Origin of the sequence: Synechococcus sp. CC9902, from assembly GCF_000012505.1 — a bacterium.
Lineage (GTDB): Bacteria > Cyanobacteriota > Cyanobacteriia > PCC-6307 > Cyanobiaceae > Parasynechococcus.
This window is the reverse complement of the sequence record NC_007513.1, coordinates 2,029,103-2,045,601: the sequence shown is the minus strand read 5'-3', so window position 1 is coordinate 2,045,601 and position 16,499 is coordinate 2,029,103. Positions and strand designations below refer to the sequence as shown.

13 protein-coding genes are annotated in these 16,499 nt (G+C 58.3%); 11 read left to right on the top strand and 2 right to left on the bottom strand.

Annotation, left to right across the window (positions count from 1 at the left end):
* Positions 1-131: 131 nt before the first annotated feature.
* The 3 genes from SYNCC9902_RS12605 to SYNCC9902_RS10835 are packed head-to-tail and all read left to right on the top strand — an operon-like array spanning position 132 to position 2,169.
* A complete protein-coding gene (locus SYNCC9902_RS12605) occupies positions 132-278 on the top strand; it encodes a hypothetical protein (RefSeq protein ID WP_156771128.1) in 147 nt (48 codons plus the stop codon).
* A complete protein-coding gene (gene ylqF, locus SYNCC9902_RS10840) occupies positions 275-1,153 on the top strand; it encodes a ribosome biogenesis GTPase YlqF (RefSeq protein ID WP_011360882.1) in 879 nt (292 codons plus the stop codon). Before SYNCC9902_RS12605 ends, ylqF begins: the two co-directional genes overlap by 4 nt.
* The gene (locus SYNCC9902_RS10835; RefSeq protein ID WP_011360881.1) at positions 1,150-2,169 is read left to right on the top strand and encodes an RluA family pseudouridine synthase; all 1,020 of its coding nucleotides are present in this window, start codon (positions 1,150-1,152) and stop codon (positions 2,167-2,169) included. The genes ylqF and SYNCC9902_RS10835 overlap by 4 nt, the downstream gene beginning before the upstream one ends.
* Before the next feature lie 218 nt (positions 2,170-2,387).
* Here the strand turns inward: SYNCC9902_RS10835 and SYNCC9902_RS10830 are convergent, their stop codons facing one another.
* Complete coding sequence (locus tag SYNCC9902_RS10830) at positions 2,388-4,028, bottom strand: dipeptide ABC transporter ATP-binding protein (RefSeq protein WP_011360880.1); 1,641 nt, start codon at positions 4,026-4,028, stop codon at positions 2,388-2,390.
* Positions 4,029-4,048: 20 nt separating this feature from the next.
* On the opposite strand from SYNCC9902_RS10830, the gene SYNCC9902_RS10825 reads away from it, so the two are divergent.
* Positions 4,049-6,379 (top strand): RelA/SpoT family protein, encoded by a 2,331-nt coding sequence (locus tag SYNCC9902_RS10825; protein ID WP_011360879.1) that lies wholly within the window; start codon positions 4,049-4,051, stop codon positions 6,377-6,379.
* A 10-nt stretch (positions 6,380-6,389) separates the two neighbouring features.
* A complete protein-coding gene (locus tag SYNCC9902_RS10820) occupies positions 6,390-7,826 on the top strand; it encodes a protein adenylyltransferase SelO (RefSeq protein WP_011360878.1) in 1,437 nt (478 codons plus the stop codon).
* Here the strand turns inward: SYNCC9902_RS10820 and SYNCC9902_RS10815 are convergent.
* Entirely contained in the window at positions 7,784-8,272 is a 489-nt protein-coding gene (locus tag SYNCC9902_RS10815; protein ID WP_011360877.1) for a DUF2062 domain-containing protein, read from the bottom strand. The genes SYNCC9902_RS10820 and SYNCC9902_RS10815 overlap by 43 nt on opposite strands.
* Before the next feature lie 62 nt (positions 8,273-8,334).
* On the opposite strand from SYNCC9902_RS10815, the gene mnmE reads away from it, so the two are divergent.
* From mnmE to SYNCC9902_RS10785, 6 genes are all read left to right on the top strand, one after another.
* Entirely contained in the window at positions 8,335-9,690 is a 1,356-nt protein-coding gene (gene mnmE / locus SYNCC9902_RS10810) for a tRNA uridine-5-carboxymethylaminomethyl(34) synthesis GTPase MnmE (RefSeq protein ID WP_011360876.1), read from the top strand.
* A gap of 25 nt (positions 9,691-9,715) precedes the next feature.
* Positions 9,716-10,555: a carboxylating nicotinate-nucleotide diphosphorylase gene (gene nadC / locus SYNCC9902_RS10805; RefSeq protein WP_011360875.1), complete on the top strand. Its 840-nt coding sequence runs from the start codon at positions 9,716-9,718 to the stop codon at positions 10,553-10,555.
* A gap of 76 nt (positions 10,556-10,631) precedes the next feature.
* Entirely contained in the window at positions 10,632-12,404 is a 1,773-nt protein-coding gene (argS, locus tag SYNCC9902_RS10800; protein WP_011360874.1) for an arginine--tRNA ligase, read from the top strand.
* A gap of 97 nt (positions 12,405-12,501) precedes the next feature.
* Positions 12,502-13,605, top strand: a complete 1,104-nt coding sequence (locus tag SYNCC9902_RS10795) for a pyridoxal phosphate-dependent aminotransferase (protein WP_011360873.1) — start codon at positions 12,502-12,504, stop codon at positions 13,603-13,605.
* Positions 13,602-14,594, top strand: coding sequence for an asparaginase (locus SYNCC9902_RS10790; protein ID WP_011360872.1), 993 nt, complete (start codon positions 13,602-13,604; stop codon positions 14,592-14,594). The genes SYNCC9902_RS10795 and SYNCC9902_RS10790 overlap by 4 nt, the downstream gene beginning before the upstream one ends.
* Before the next feature lie 123 nt (positions 14,595-14,717).
* A complete protein-coding gene (locus tag SYNCC9902_RS10785; RefSeq protein WP_011360871.1) occupies positions 14,718-16,499 on the top strand; it encodes a hypothetical protein in 1,782 nt (593 codons plus the stop codon).

Genomic DNA, 16,499 nt, shown 5'->3' with positions numbered 1-16,499 from the left:
GTTTCGCGTTGTGAACGCCTTAAGACGAGACATAGGCCCAGATCGAGCTGTGGTCAACGCTGTTTGCGTTAGCTCGTTTCTTGAGGAATATGGGCCTTTAGCCGAATCAAATCGCTGATCAATCCTTGGTGTTGGCGCCCATTCAAGCCAATCGCAGGGATTCAGGAGTGTCCCTCGAACTGGTGGACGCGTTGAATGGGAGGCTGATCCCGATGAGCATTCGCGGCGTGAACTTCGACAGCGACCGTGGGTGCACCGCCGTCCGGGTGATGCCGTGAGTGCACCTCCGATTCAGTGGTACCCAGGCCACATCGCCAAGGCGGAGCAGCAGCTCAAACGCAACCTCGAAAAGGTTGATCTGGTGATTGAGGTGCGTGACGCCCGCATTCCTTTGGCCACAGGGCACCCCCATCTGAACCGTTGGTTGAAAGGGAAGCAGCATTTGTTGGTGATCAACCGACGCGACATGGTCACCAAGGAGGCATGGGCGGCTTGGGAGCAGTGGTTTAAGGCCAAAGGCCAGCGAACGGTTTGGTGTGATGCCAAAGCCGGGACTGGGGTGAAGCAAGTGCAGCAGGCAGCGATCCGGGCTGGGGATCAACTGAATGAGCGCCGACGAAATCGTGGGATGCGCCCGCGAGCCGTGCGAGCCCTCACCCTCGGTTTTCCCAACGTTGGTAAATCGGCCTTGATCAATCGATTGGTCAAAAAAAAGGTGGTGGCCAGTGCCCGGCGGGCGGGAGTCACTCGCACCCTGCGTTGGGTGCGGCTTGGCCAAGACTTGGATCTGCTCGATGCTCCAGGTGTTCTTCCACCCCGCTTGGATGATCAACAGGCTGCGTTGCACCTTGCACTCTGTGATGACATTGGCCAGGCGGCTTACAACGGCGAGTTGGTGGCTCAGGCCTTTTTGCAGCTGTTGATTGATTCGTCGGAACGTAAGGCGTCTGGGGTGGTGCTCAGTGTGTTGGGAACGCGGTATGGCATTCCCGTGGCCGGTCAGACCCTTGATCCCCTCTATTGGCTAGAGGCTGCTGCGGCGCGACACACCTCAAACGACACTGCTCGCATGGCGCAGCGGCTTTTGGATGATTTTCGTAAATCCGCTTTGGGCAACATCGCCTTGGAATTGCCGGAGCTTCTCAACCGTTGACGTCGTCGGAACAAGGCCAAGGACGACCTCCCCTGCCAGAGGAAGTGTTTACGCACACGTTCGGGGAAGGCGAGGGGGAGTTGGTGACGCTCACCTACCCGAAGCCGCTTCCCATGCGATTGGATCGCTGGTTGGTGAGCCAACGCACGGAGCAGAGCCGTGCTCGGATTCAAAAATTCATTGATGCCGGCTATGTACGCGTCAATGGCAAACAGGGCAAGGCCAAAACACCACTCCGCGAGGGCGATCAGGTGCAGTTGTGGATGCCGCCACCGGAGCCACTGCCGTACTTAAAGCCCCAGCCAATGGATCTTGATGTGCTCTTTGAGGATGAGCACATCATCGTTCTGAATAAATCCGCTGGGCTAACAGTGCATCCAGCTCCGGGGAATAAAGACGGCACATTGGTGAATGGATTGCTTCACCATTGCCCAGATCTTCCTGGCATTAGTGGGAAATTGCGGCCGGGAATTGTGCACCGGTTGGATAAAGATACAAGCGGCTGCATTGTTGTTGCAAAATCTCAAGAAGCCCTCGTAAAGTTACAAGTCCAGATTCAAAAGCGGGTGGCTTCAAGGGAATATTTTGCTGTGGTTCACGGGGTTCCGGATGGAGATAGTGGAACAATTATTGGTGCGGTGGGTCGTCATCCTGTAGACCGTAAAAAATATGCCGTGGTGAGTGATGAATCTGGGCGTTATGCCCGAACGCACTGGACCTTGATCGAACGTTTTGGCGATTATTCTTTACTGCGCTTCAAGCTTGATACGGGTCGAACGCATCAGATACGGGTGCATTGTGCCCACATCAATCATCCCGTGGTGGGAGATCCCACCTATAGCCGTTGCCGCAAGCTTCCCCTGGATCTTCCCGGCCAGGCCCTGCACGCCGTGCAGTTGGGATTGGATCATCCGATCACGGGAGAGCGCATGGTGTTTGAGGCGCCATTGCCCCCAGTGATGGAGAAGCTGTTGTTGGTGTTACGGCGACGCTCCGGGGCATCACCCGCGAGTTAGTTCCACAAATACCTTGAGACGTTGTTGTGGTTTCCCCTAGACAGAGGCGAATTGTTCCCTTTGATAAGGCCAGCTTTATTAGGGTCCGATGGTGATTCGCGTTCGTTGCCGGAAGCCTTGGTTCTCAGCCTTGATGCGGACGTTGCGGAATGACGTGATCCCTGTGCGGATGCGTAAAGCCCTGATCGTCGTGGATCTATAGCTCCCTGCTTGTTGATTCAACGCGGTAGTCGAGGACAGGCGTCCACCAAGGTGCGGCTGATCTCCGCTTGTGGCTTCTGAAAAATGCGATCGCCTGGCCCCTCTTCCACGATGTGGCCGCGGTCGAGAACGATCACCCGATGGCAGAACCCACTGGCGACGGCGAGATCGTGGGTTACAAAAATCATGGCCAGCCCAAGCTTGCGTTGGAGTTGCCGCAGGAGGTCCAACACCTCTGCTTGAACTTCGGCGTCGAGCATGCTCACGCTCTCATCACAGATCAGCACCTTGGGTTCCAGCGCCAGGGCGCGGGCGATCGCTACCCGTTGTTGCTGTCCGCCAGAGAGTTGTTTTGGGAAGCGGTCTTGAAACTGATCGGCCGGACTTAAGCCCACCTGTTCCAGCAGGTTTCGGGCTCGCTCCCGGGCAGCGGCCTTCGAGCAGAGGCCATGGATCAGAAGCGGATCGGCGATGGCATCCGCCACGCTGAGGGCTGGATTTAGACAGGCCAGTGGGTCTTGAAACACCATTTGAATCGCCCGTCTGGCAACCCGTAATGACGGCCCACGCAAGCGCAGCAGATTTTGGCCAAGCAGGTGAACTTGGCCTCCGCGGATGCTGTTCAGTCCCATGAGGGCCCGGCAGAGGGTGCTTTTGCCGCATCCCGAAGCCCCCACCACTCCAAGACTTTCGCCGGCGAGGAGCTCAAAGCTCACGTCGTCGACCGCTTTGAGCCACACCGGCGACCATGGCATCCCACCGATGCCATGCCAGCAGCGCATCGCATCCACCCGTAGGACGGGTTCGCTGCTTGGACGTTCCGGGGATTGGCCCCCTTCTCGAGCCAGGGCCGAAGCGACAAGTCGCTTTCCCACAGAGGATTGTGGTTGCGTGAGCAGTTGGCGGCTTGGGCCCTCTTCCACCCTGCGCCCTCCATCGAGCATCGCCATGCGTTCGCACCAGCGGGAGGCCATGGCGAGGTCATGGCTAATCAGCAGCAAGGCACTGCCTAATTCACGGCAGAGTCCACTCAGCTCCGCCATCACCTGCCCGGCCACGGCCACGTCCAAGCTTGTGGTGGGTTCGTCGGCAATGAGCAGCGGCGGTTCGAGGGCGATGGCCAGGGCGATGGCCAAGCGTTGCCGCATTCCTCCACTGAGCTCATGCGGATAGGCCCGGAACCGTTGGGCACCGATGCCAACGCGTTCCAATAGGTCGAACGCCCGCGTTTTGCGCCATTGGGCACTCGTGGAAGAACGATGCGCCTTCAGGGTGTCGAGCAGATGCTCTCCCACGGGCATCAGCGGATTCAGCCGTGTCATTGGGTCTTGAAACACCAAACCAGCCGCTTGTCCGCGCAACCTGCGCAGGGCGGGGCGATTGAGTTGGCGCGGGTCTTGTCCGGTGAGTTTCAATCCCCCTTCGCAGATGGTGCCTGCCGGGAGCAGCTGCATTACCGCCCGGGCCACAGTGCTTTTGCCACATCCAGACGATCCCACCAACGCCAGGGTTTCGCCGGCTTCGAGGGAGAGATCCAGCCCATCCAGGGTCCAACTGTCGCTGCCCGGATACCGCAACTTCAGCTGATTGAGCTCCAAAACTGGCCGTGCCATATCGAGGACGGACGGGGAGACGGAAGGACCAGCACTGAATACCATGGAACGACCCGCTGGGCCGGATGCGACACGCCGCCTCAACATCGGATGAACAAAGGGCCAGTCGGGGCTCGGCACAGTTCACGCGCGGTTTGCCGGAATTAAGGCAGCGTCCGATTCGCAATCCAGACGATTATCAGATCGAGTTGCCGGAATGGTTACGGCAATGCATTGCCAACGTGCCCCCAGGTGCTGGTCAAAGTTGTCCGACCGATCCAGAAGCATTGTTGGTGTCGGCTTTCGACTTTGGTTTTCAGCTGCATGAGGGGCAATTCCGGGCGAGTGGCGACCCCTACATCGTTCATCCCGTTGCCGTGGCTGATCTGCTGCGGGATATCGGAGCCAGTGCTCCGGTGATCGCCGCGGGCTTCCTCCACGATGTGGTCGAAGACACCGATGTATCGCTCGACGAGATCCAAGAGCATTTCGGCTCGGAAGTGCGAGAGCTGGTGGAGGGGGTCACCAAACTTGGCGGCATTCATTTCAACGACCGCACCGAGGCACAAGCCGAAAATTTGCGGCGGATGTTTATGGCGATGGCCAGTGACATTCGAGTGGTGTTGGTGAAGTTGGCGGATCGGGTCCACAACATGCGCACCCTGGGTGCCCTTAAGGAGGAAAAGCGACAACGGATTGCTCGGGAGACCCGCGAGATCTATGCCCCCCTCGCCAATCGTCTTGGTATCGGACGGTTCAAGTGGGAGCTCGAGGATCTGGCGTTCAAGTTGTTGGAGCCCGAGGCCTTTCGGGAAATTCAGCAAGAGGTTGCTACCAAGCGCAGCGAGCGGGAGCAACGGCTGGGGGTCACGGTTGGTTTATTGAATGAACGGTTGCAGCGCGCCGGCCTTGAGGGCTGTGAGGTGAGTGGGCGGCCCAAACATCTCTATGGCATCTGGAGCAAAATGGAGCGCCAACAAAAGGCGTTCCACGAGATCTACGACGTGGCAGCGCTTCGCATCATTACGCCCAGCGTCGAGACGTGTTATCGCGCCTTGGCTGTGGTGCACGACACATTTCGCCCGATCCCAGGACGGTTTAAGGACTACATCGGTTTGCCGAAGCCAAATGGCTATCAGTCGCTGCATACAGCGGTGATTGGTCGTCATCGACCGATCGAAGTGCAGATTCGAACTTTGGAGATGCACCAAGTTGCCGAATTCGGGATTGCTGCCCACTGGAAATACAAGGAGGGCGGCTCACCCGCCAGTTGCAGCAGTGATGCGGAACGGTTCAACTGGTTGAGGCAACTGGTCGATTGGCAACAGAAGGGGGGTAACGACGATCACAACGATTACCTCTCATCGATCAAGGAAGACCTCTTCGATGAGGAGGTTTTTGTGTTCACGCCAAAAGGTGATGTGGTGGGTTTACGCAAAGGCGCCACCGCCATTGACTTTGCCTATCGCATTCACTCCGAGGTGGGCAACCATTGCAATGGTGTGCGCGTCAATGATCGTCTGTGTCCCTTGGCGACACCGCTGCAAAACGGCGATTTCGTGCAGGTATTAACCAGTAAGACAGCGCACCCCAGCCTGGATTGGCTCAATTTCGTTGCGACGCCCACCGCGCGCAATCGGATCCGCCAGTGGTACAAGCGCAGCCATCGTGATGAAACGATCGAGCGGGGCAAAGATCTGCTGGAGCGGGAACTCGGTCGTGATGGCTTCGATCTGCTCTTGAACGGCGACACCATGGTGCGGGTGGCCCAGCGCTGCAATGTCGTCACCACGGAAGACCTTCTGGCTTCGTTGGGATTTGGTGCGGTGACCCTGCAGCAGGTTCTCAACCGTTTCCGTGAGGAGATCAGGCTTCAGGCCCAAGAGGAGGAGGAGCCCCTCAGCAACGAAGAGGTGGCCCGTGCTCTGGTGGCACCCAAGGAGTCGGCCCCGTCTCAACGCAGTGGAGCGGGGGCCATCTTGGGGATCGAGGGATTGGATTACCGACTCGGCGGGTGCTGTAGTCCGTTGCCGGGCGAGGCGATTGTGGGCACCGTTGCCCTTGGCAATCACGGCATCACGATTCATCGTCAGGATTGCACCAATGTGGAGTCGATCCCGCGGGAACGGCGCTTGCCGGTGCGTTGGAATCCCAAGCCCGATGGCGACCGGCAGAACTTTCCGGTGCAGCTGCGCATTGAGACGATTGATCGCGTTGGCATCTTGAAAGACATCCTGATGCGTCTCTCCGATGGGGGGATCAACGTCAGTGATGCGCGGGTTAAAACGGCCGTCGGCCGGCCGGCCTGTATTGATTTGCGGGTGGAACTTCAGGGTGCTGATCAGTTGACCCGCACCCTTGCCCAGATCCGCTCGATGGCTGATGTGATCGGGATCGCGCGCATTGGTGTGAGCTGAGGATTTTGGCTTGACCAACCTCTTACTGGCGTTGCCATTCGAGGTTTCGATTGAATCCTTGGGTGCGGCGTATTGGGATGTGGTGGAGGCCGCAAAGTTTCCGCGCACGCAACTGCGCTTCCGGAACAACGTTGTGCTGCATCAGTTGGGAATGAATGCCCAGCAGGTGTCGGATGCCGATCTGGAGGAGGCCTTCGGACGCTTTGAAGGCCGGGTGCCTTTTTTGGCGCTGCGTTATCACGGCTATCAGTTTGGGAACTACAACCCCCAACTTGGCGATGGCCGAGGTTTCCTCTACGGGCAGCTGCGCGACCGCCATGGCGACCTTCAGGACCTTGGAACCAAGGGCTCAGGAACGACGCCATGGAGTCGTGCTGGTGATGGACGACTCACCTTGAAAGGAGGTGTTCGGGAGGTGATCGCCTCGGAAGCCTTGCAGGCACTTGGCGTCACAACGAGTCGAACTCTGTCGTTGATCGAAACCGGAGAGGATCTGTATCGCAGCGATGAGCCTTCGCCCACTCGAAGTGCGGTGATGGTGCGCATCGCGCGCACGCACTTGCGTTTTGGTACTTGCGAACGTCTTTTGTATCTCCGCGATGCCCGTGGTTTGGAGCGATTGCTGCGCCACGTTGTGGCTGTCTATTACCCCGTGATTGCGGCAGCCCATCCCGCTGCCGATGGCGACCGTGGGGCCATGCAACGTCAACTCTTGGCTTTTTACGGCGAACTTGTCGAGCGGGTGGCGCGTTTGGCGGCTGAGTGGATGGCGGCGGGCTTCGTCCATGGGGTGCTCAACACCGACAACATGTCGTTGGTTGGCGAAAGCTTCGACTACGGGCCGTTTGCTTTTCTCGACCGTTGGGACCCTTCTTTTACCGCGGCTTATTTCGACCAGACCGGCTTGTATGCCTACGGTCGTCAGCCTGCAATTTGTCGGAAGAATCTGCAAATGTTGCAAGAGCCCCTCGCCTTGCTGCTCCCCCGGGAGGCGATGGAGGAACGGCTCGATCGATTCGCAGAGATCTACAGCCAGCACTACTGCGCCCGGATGCGGCGTCGGTTGGGCTTGCCCGATGCCGGTGATGATGCGGTCGTGCGCCATGCCTTGGCTTTACTAGCGGCTTGGCCGGTGGGGTACGGCGACTTTTTTGCGTCGTTGTGTCGATCTGTCGTTGAGCATGGACTACCGGAGGAAGCGGAAGCTTTAAAGCCATTTGTTCTTGACGCGCCTGAGCCGCCTCGGGATGTCTGGCAGTCCTGGCGGGATGTCTGGTGGATCGAACAACGCTCGGCAGCGGATGTGATGCAGCGTTTGCAGCGTTGGAATCTGTTGCGTCCTCCCACGCGGCCGTTGATTGAAACCCTGTGGGAGGCCATTGATCAGCACGACGATTGGGCGCCCTATGGCGCCTGGTTGGACACCGTGATGGGGCGGGGTGGCTGAGCGCTACGGCGCTGAAAGAGTTTGTAGGCCACAAGGCCACTCACGACCGCAAAGATCAAACCCACCAGACTCGAACCCAGCAAAATGCGTTGGGTGAAGCCCCAGCCCTGGAGCCAGAGGTTGCTGCGGTTGATCGAGCTGAGAGTATCTGCGCCAGCGCTTGGCCCTAGCAGTTGATCTCCCACCAAATAGTTGAACCAGTACAGCGGGAGATAGGTGAGTGGATTGCTCACCAGTGTTCCGGCAGCGGCCAGCAAATGGTTGCCCTTTAACAACGATGCGACGCCAACGCTCACCACGATTTGCAAGCCGAAAAAGGGGAAGCAACCGCAAAACACCCCTGCAGCCAGGCCGCGGGCGCGCTGTCCAGGAGTTCCCTCTTGCGCCCAAAGCCATTGAAGACTCCGTCGGAGTCGGTGGCGACTGACTCGCAGCAGCCGGCGCATCAGCACTTGCCAGACAAAGAGGTTCGGATCTTAGGTATGGAGCTACACACCTTGCCTTTGCTGTGCCTCCTCTCGACACCATTGCGGCGGTTGCCACGGCTGTGGCTCCTGGCCAGGGAGGCATCGCTGTGATCCGGTTGTCGGGGCCTGTGGCTGAGCAGGTTGCTCAGGCGGTTGTGCAGTGCCCCGGTCATCAGGAGTGGGGTAGCCATCGGATCCTCTATGGCCATGTGATGGCGGTTGACGGCCAACGTCGGTTGGATGAGGTGCTGCTGTTATTGATGCGCGCCCCCCGCAGTTTCACTGGGGAAGACGTGGTGGAGATCCATTGCCATGGCGGAGTAATGGCTGTGCAGCAGGTGTTGGAGAGGGTTCTGGAGCACCCTGGGGTGCGGAGGGCTCTGCCGGGAGAGTTCAGCCAGCGGGCGGTGCTGAATGGGCGGCTCGACCTCACCCAGGCGGAAGCGGTGAGTGAGTTGGTGTCGGCACGAAGTCGGCGGGCTGCCGATCTCGCGATGGCCGGACTGGACGGTGGGATTCAGGCTCGAATCACGGTGCTACGGGAGCGGTTGTTGGACCAGCTCACGGAGCTCGAGGCACGGGTTGATTTTGAGGACGATCTGCCGCCGCTCGACGGAACTGCCTTGTTGAACGAACTGCAAGCGGTCCGAGTTGAGTTGTTGGCTTTGGTGGCGGATGGGGAGCGAGGCGATGCCCTCCGGCATGGCCTGCGGGTGGCATTGGTGGGTCGCCCCAACGTTGGGAAAAGTTCGTTGTTGAATCGCCTCAGCCGTCGGGAGCGGGCGATCGTGACCGAACTGCCAGGCACCACGCGCGATTTGTTGGAGAGTGAAATCGTGCTGGATGGGGTGCCGATCACGCTGATGGATACGGCTGGGATTCGTGCAACGAATGATGCCGTGGAACAGCTCGGGATCGCGCGCAGTGAGGAAGCGTTGATCTCGGCTGATGTCGTGGTGCTGATCGTGGATGGTCACGCCGGCTGGACCGAGACCGACGCCCAGTTGTTGGCCCGTATTCCCAACGATGTTCCCCGCGTTGTTGTTGCGAATAAATCTGATCTCGACGGTCCGCCGTTGCCGGGGCTGGTGGATGTGCAGTTCTCAGCCCTCAATGGAGCGGGCGAAGACGCCTTCGTGCAGGTGTTGCTCGAGCGTTGTGGTGCAGGGGATGCGGCTGGAATTGTGCTGTCGTTGAATACCCGCCAGCGCGATTTAGCTTCCGTGGCTGCAGCGGCATTGGAGCGCAGTCACGAGGTGGCGCAGCAGCAATTGCCTTGGGATTTCTGGACCATTGATCTGCGGGAGGCGATCCGTGGCCTTGGTGAAATCACGGGAGAAGAGCTCACGGAGGCTGTTTTAGAGCGTGTTTTCTCCCGTTTTTGTATCGGGAAATAGGCTCAAGGGCCCGACGTGTTGAGCTGTGGACTGGCAGGCCCCGGCAATCAGCCGTGCTTTGGATCGTTGGTTGGATGAGGACATCGGCCGCGGCGATCTAACAGCCATTGCTCTGCAGGGGCAGCACGCGGCGGCGCATTGGCTGGCGAAACAGTCGGGCCGCTTCTGTGGTGGTCCGTTAGTGCAGACGTTGTTCGAACGCTTAGATCCCGCCTGCAAGGTTCAGTTGCTGGTGGCCGACGGGGAGCCCGTGCAGTCAGGGCAGCGCCTGCTGGAGCTTGAGGGCCCAGCCACAGCGCTTGTGGCCGGGGAGCGCACAGCCCTCAACCTGGCGATGCGCCTTTCTGGGATCGCAACGGCGACCGGCGAGTTGGTGGCGCAGTTGGACGGCACTGGGGTTCGATTGGCCGATACGCGAAAGACCACACCAGGGCTGCGCTTATTCGAAAAATATGCCGTGCGTTGTGGTGGTGGCATCAACCACCGCATGGGCTTGGATGATGCGGCGATGCTCAAAGAAAACCACCTGGCCTGGGCTGGGGGCATCACCGCAGCCATCGACGTGGTTCGTCATCAGGCCCCCTGGCCATGCCGCGTGATTGTGGAGGCGGAAACCGGTGATCAGGCCTGTGAAGCGGTGCAAGCAGGGGCCGATGGGGTGTTGCTGGATGAGTTCAGCCCCGAGCAACTGCAGGCGTTGGTGCCGCGCTTGCGCCAGCTGGCTCCTGGTGGTGTTGTGCTGGAGGCGTCCGGAGTGCAGCCCGAACAACTCAGTGCCTATGCAACCACTGGGATCGACCTAATCTCGACCAGTGCCCCGATGACCCGCAGTCGCTGGCTGGATCTGAGCATGCGCTTCAGTTGAAACAGCCGGTGATAAGTGGATGGCGATCGACGGCAGGGGATGATCAGAGCCGGATCCTTCCGGCCCTGCACTGAACATGCTCAGCCTGTCCCAGACCTTGGACGCCCAGCTGCGGGCAGCGATGCAACGGGCGTTTCCGGATGCGGAGGCCACGTTGGATCCGCAACTCGCAGCGGCGAGCAAACCGGAGTTTGGCGATTTTCAGGCCAACGGTGCGCTTCCGTTGGCCAAACCTTTGAAGCAGCCGCCGCGTCAAATTGCGACGGCGATTGTTGACCAGCTCAGCGGCGATGAGGCGTTCAATGCGCTTTGTTTGGCGCCTCAAATCGCAGGTCCAGGCTTTATTAACCTCACCATCCGCCCGGAGCGGCTGGCGGAGGAACTTGCCGCACGCTTAGGGACCGATCGTCTTGGGGTTCCCGTTGTCGAAGACGTGGCGCCGGTTGTGGTGGATTTTTCGAGCCCCAATATTGCCAAGGAGATGCATGTGGGGCACTTGCGCTCCACGATCATTGGCGACTCCTTGGCGCGGGTACTGGAGTTTCGCGGTCATTCCGTGCTGCGGCTGAATCACGTGGGGGACTGGGGCACTCAGTTCGGGATGCTGATTACGCACCTCAAGCAGGTGGCACCAGAAACCTTGGACACCGCCGATGCGGTGGATTTAGGAGACCTTGTCGCGTTTTATCGAGAAGCGAAAAAACGCTTTGATGATGACGATGATTTTCAGGCCACCTCCCGCGATGAGGTGGTGAAGTTGCAGGGTGGGGATCCGGTGTCGCTCAAGGCATGGGGCCTGCTGTGCGACCAATCCCGTCGTGAGTTTCAGAAGCTGTACGACCGGCTTGATATTCGCCTGACTGAGCGAGGCGAATCGTTCTACAACCCCTATTTGCCTGCGGTGCTGGACGGGCTGAAAGCGGTCGACTTGCTGGTGACCGACGACGGCGCCCAGTGCGTATTCCTTGAGGGCGTGACCGGCAAAGACGGCAATCCGTTGCCTGTGATTGTGCAGAAGCGTGATGGTGGTTTTAATTACGCCACCACGGATCTCGCTGCCATTCGTTTTCGGTTTGCATCCCCGCCAACTGGGGATGCGGCGCAACGGGTGATCTATGTAACCGATGCAGGCCAGGCCAACCACTTTGCTGGGGTGTTTCAGGTGGCTGAACGGGCGGGCTGGATTCCCGACGGGGCCCGTCTTGAGCATGTGCCCTTTGGGCTGGTCCAAGGGGAAGATGGCAAAAAGCTCAAGACCCGCGCCGGCGACACCGTGCGGCTTCGCGATCTATTGGATGAGGCGGTGGAGCGGTCGGAACAGGATCTGCGGTCTCGCCTGCAGGAGGAGGAGCGCACGGAGTCCGATGCGTTCATCTCCCATGTGGCCACCACCGTTGGCCTGGCGGCTGTCAAGTACGCCGACCTCAGCCAAAACCGTCTGACCAACTATCAATTTTCCTTCGATCGAATGCTGGCCCTGCAGGGCAACACGGCGCCTTACTTGTTGTACGCCGTCGTCCGTATTGCTGGTATTGCTCGCAAGGGCGGAGATCTCGGCGTGTCCAATGCTGCCTTGCAGTTCAGCGAACCCCAAGAGTGGGCTTTGGTGCGGGAGCTACTCAAATTTGATCGGGTGATTGTCGAGGTGGAAGACGAGCTCTTACCCAATCGCCTCTGCAGCTACTTATTTGAACTCAGTCAGGTGTTCAACCGTTTCTACGACCAGGTTCCTGTGCTCAAAGCGGAACCAGAAGCGTTGTCATCTCGCTTGGCCCTCTGCCGACATACGGCAGATACGTTGCGTTGTGGTTTGGCTCTTTTGGGGATTCCAACCTTGGAGCGAATGTGATGCAAGGCCTGTCGGAGCAGCCTCAGTTGCTGTCCAAGTGGCAACTCGGCCTTTTCAAGACAGTCCTGCCAGACTTTGATCCGAAAGCCAAGGACTTGTGAACCCCAACAGCTCTGCTCCGCCTCCAGCTCGTGCGGCTGTCGAGCAGCTGCGGGCTTACAGCGCTCCGTTGGAAGGGCGGCGGCAACTTCTACGGCTGGATTTCAACGAGAACACGATCGGCCCCAGCCCCCTGGTGGCCCAAGCATTGCGCAACTTCAGCACCGAGGAGATTGCCGTTTATCCGGAGTACGACGGCCTGCGGGAAGCGTTGATCCAGAACCTGGTGGAAACCGGCTGTAGGCCGGGATTGAATCCTGATCAGATTGGCCTGTTCAACGGCGTTGATGCCGCCATCCATGCGGTGTTCCAGGCCTATGGCGATGCCGGTGAGACGTTGCTAACCACAGCGCCCACCTTTGGTTATTACAGCCCCTGTGCCGGGATGCAGGGCATGACGATCGAGGCGATTCCTTATCAAGGTGAGACGTTCGACTTTCCCCTGGCGGCTATTCAGGAGGCGTTGGCGGCCCACTCGCCCCGGTTGCTGTTGATCTGCAATCCCAACAACCCCACCGGTACGCGTTTGGCGGCAGACGAGGTGATCGCCTTGGCGGCCTCAGCGCCGGGAACCCTGGTGGTGGTGGACGAGCTCTACGAGGCCTTCACCGGAGACAGCGTGTTGCCGAGCGCTGATTTCACGGCCACACCAAACCTGCTGGTGTTTCGGTCCCTGGCCAAAACGGCCGGTTTGGCGGGTTTGCGTATTGGCTTTGCCATCGGCCACGCCGATGTGGTCGATCGGGTGAGCCGCGTCACGGGGCCCTACGACGTCAACAGCGTTGCCGTGGCCGCGGCGTTTGCTGCCTTGGCTGATCAGTCGTATGTGGATGCTTATGTGGCTGAAGTGCTGCGGGCTCGTGATTGGACCCTGCAGGCGCTGCGGGACGCGGGGGTGCGCCACCACTGCGATGGCGGCAACTATCTGCTGATCTGGCCTCAACGCCCGGTGGCTGAGGTGGATGCGGCGTTGCGCGAGGCGGGCATCTTGGTGCGCTCGATGGCGGGTAAGCCCTTGATTGATGGATGTTTTCGGGTAAGCATCGGCACCACCAGCCAGATGCAGCGCTTCATGGAGGCGTTCCTCCTCCTGGAGCAATGAACCGCTTGCTGCTGCTGGCCACCGGCGGCACCATCGCCGGCTGTGCAGACGACAGTGCAACGCTGAATGATTACACCGCTGGCGTGCTCGGGGGTGACGCCCTGCTTGCAGCGGTGCCGCAGCTGCAGGACCTGGCGACGATCACGGTGGAGCAGGTCGCCAATGTCGACAGCGCCGACCTGCTGTTTGAGCACTGGCGCGCGCTGGTGGCGCGCATTCGGGATGCCTTTGCAGCAGACCCCGAGTTGGTCGGGATGGTGATCACCCATGGCACGAACACGCTGGAGGAAACCGCTTGGTTGCTGCAGCTGTTGATCGACGATCCCCGCCCCGTTGTGCTGGTGGGAGCGATGCGGCCGGCCACCGCTCTCAGTGCCGATGGGCCGTTGAATCTGTTGCAGGCCGTGCAAGTGGCCTTGAGCCCAGTAGCCCGCGGCTATGGCGTGTTGGTGGTGATGGATGGCCAGATCCATGGAGCCCAGCGCGTCACCAAGGCTGCAACCCAGGGGGTCGGTGCCTTTGCGAGTCCCGGCAGCGGGCCCTTGGGCCGAGTGGACGACTTTGGCGTTCATCTGCCAATGGCGAGCGGATCTTGGCAGGTGCCCTTCGCAGGGCTCGCGTTACCCGAGCAATGGCCGCAGGTGCCGATCGTTTACGGCTCTGTGGAGCCAGAGCCGCTCTTGCTCACCGCATGTCTCAACGCCCGTGTTCCGGGCCTGGTGTTCACCGGCACTGGTGCGGGTCAGCTGTCGGCGGCTGAGCGTTCTGCTCTTCAGGCTTGGTCAGGGAAGCGGCCCCTGATGCTGCGGGCCAACCGCTGCGGGTCTGGCCCCGTGCAAAGCCATTCCGATGATGAACGGCTCGGGCTGCTGTCCGCAGGCAGCCTTAACCCGCAGAAAGCACGGGTTCTGCTGTTGTTGTGTCTTCTTGCCGAGGTAGATCGCGGTGGTTTATCGGCTCGGTTGCTCAAGCTCGAGCCAGTGAATTGATTCCCTTCGGCGCCATCAGTTGCTTCGCTCAAGCATTTGGCTGATTTGCTATTCACCGATCTGAATCAGTTCTGTGCTTTTGCGGCCTTCTTTTTGGAGAGGGTTTAATAGAAAAAATGCAACGTGCTCGTGAGCATCCAGAGAAAGCGACGCTCGAGGAGCCAGGCGAACAAGACTTACGACATCAAGCTCAGTTTTGCGGGCGTTGATCAAGCGGGGAATGAAGGGGTTGCGATTCGCGGCTTTGTTCCTCCTTCAGAAGAAACCATTCCAGCGGACCCCATAAATTCGCCAGTGGCACCCCTTGCCATTGATACAACGTCGGAACTTCTCTTTAACTACCAGGTCGTTGGAGGTGTTCCCTATGAATATGATATTGGCCAGTTTGAAATTACCGCAGCTCAGTATTGTGCATTTCTAAATGCTGTTGATCCTGAGGGTGAGAATCCAAAGCAGCCGTGGACCAAGGTTTCACTTTGGAATGAAAAAAATAACCCTTTAGTGAATCATTTTCAGGGCCAAATTTTATACGTTGACCACGCCAATGATGGTGGGCACTATGCCGTGGCTGATCCGGTTTGGGCGGAAAAGCCAGTGATGATGATCAACGGATTTCAATTCGCGTACTTTATTAATTCCCTTGTTAATGGTGGGGCTGTTGGACAGAAGCAATTCAAGCGAAAGAGTCCTCTCGGATTTGATGTTGATGTGACAGATCGTTATTATAAATTTTCTGAGACGATTGATAATGGTTCCTATAATTTAAGCGATTCAAATTATGCATTTTTATCTCGTCAGAATGTCGATGGTCTGTTTTTCCCTTCCCAGGATGAGTGGATCAAGGCTGCTTACTATGCGGGTGAGGGTACGGGGAATGGCACGAACTACTTCTATTTCCCAACTGTTAGCAACGAGGCTCCGATTCCCCTGTTCACCCAGGAAGGTAAAAATCAAGATCTAGCTAAGGGGGAAGCTGCTGACAGCCCATTTGCTCAAATAAATGTTAGTGATACGGGTGACGTTCAGATTGAAGAGCTTAATCCAAAAATTACGAGGAATCAGGGTTACTCCAACTACGATTTAGGTGTTTTTTGGCAGCCTTGGTATGCGCCAGCGGGCAAGACCTATGGAAATGCAAATGTCACAGATGTTGGTGGCTCTGATAGTCCATCCCCTTGGTTGGCGTACGACATGGGCGGAAATGTTGTCGAGTACACCGACACCATCGCCGGCGCTATGGATATTCCTCATTTGTCGGAGAATCTCCAGCAGTTGCCCGTTGCATTTCGTGCCCATGGTGGCATCGCAAATGCTACGGGCTATCAACTTTGGATCAGTGCAACTGGAGCTGGAGATCCTTACGGACAGATCATCGGATCTGCCTATGAATACGGTGGAGCTCGTGTGAGCTTTCTTGGCGACGAAAAGCCGAAGAAGAGTGCCAAGAACCTCAGACTTTCCAGTCGAGCTGATGTGATTACTGGTCAGAATGTGGTCACGCGTGCTGATTCTATTTCTACTTTTGATACTCACTACTCCAGCAGTTTGGGTGACACCATCGCGTTACTGGCAGATGAGGATGGGGGATATGTGTCGATGCCCAGCTCCTTTTTCAATGTGTCTAAAAAGGATGGCGGTCGAAACTATTTTTCCTTAACCCACGATGCCACTGGAACGAGTCGGATCGTGCGTGGAAAACGACTGTCGAACGACCTCATGGAGGCCGGTGGGTATTCAGATCCTGTTAAAGCCTTCCGTGCGCTGGCGCCGATGCAAGGAGATGTTCAATTCATTGGGTATTTCAATCCCAACACCGGCGCCTATGGATATTCAGAGTTAGAGGCAGATGCAGTCGGATTTACTGAGTTGGGATACGTCTCGCAAGGAGCCATTTGGTCAGTTTGA

Bases quoted from the DNA above. Each gene is read 5' to 3' on its own strand.
- SYNCC9902_RS10830 (WP_011360880.1), bottom strand. From the start codon at position 4,028: ATGGTATTCAGTGCTGGTCCTTCCGTCTCCCCGTCCGTCCTCGATATG.
- SYNCC9902_RS10825 (WP_011360879.1), top strand. From the start codon at position 4,049: ATGCGACACGCCGCCTCAACATCGGATGAACAAAGGGCCAGTCGGGGC.
- SYNCC9902_RS10815 (WP_011360877.1), bottom strand. From the start codon at position 8,272: ATGCGCCGGCTGCTGCGAGTCAGTCGCCACCGACTCCGACGGAGTCTT.
- SYNCC9902_RS10790 (WP_011360872.1), top strand. From the start codon at position 13,602: ATGAACCGCTTGCTGCTGCTGGCCACCGGCGGCACCATCGCCGGCTGT.
- argS (WP_011360874.1), top strand. From the start codon at position 10,632: ATGCTCAGCCTGTCCCAGACCTTGGACGCCCAGCTGCGGGCAGCGATG.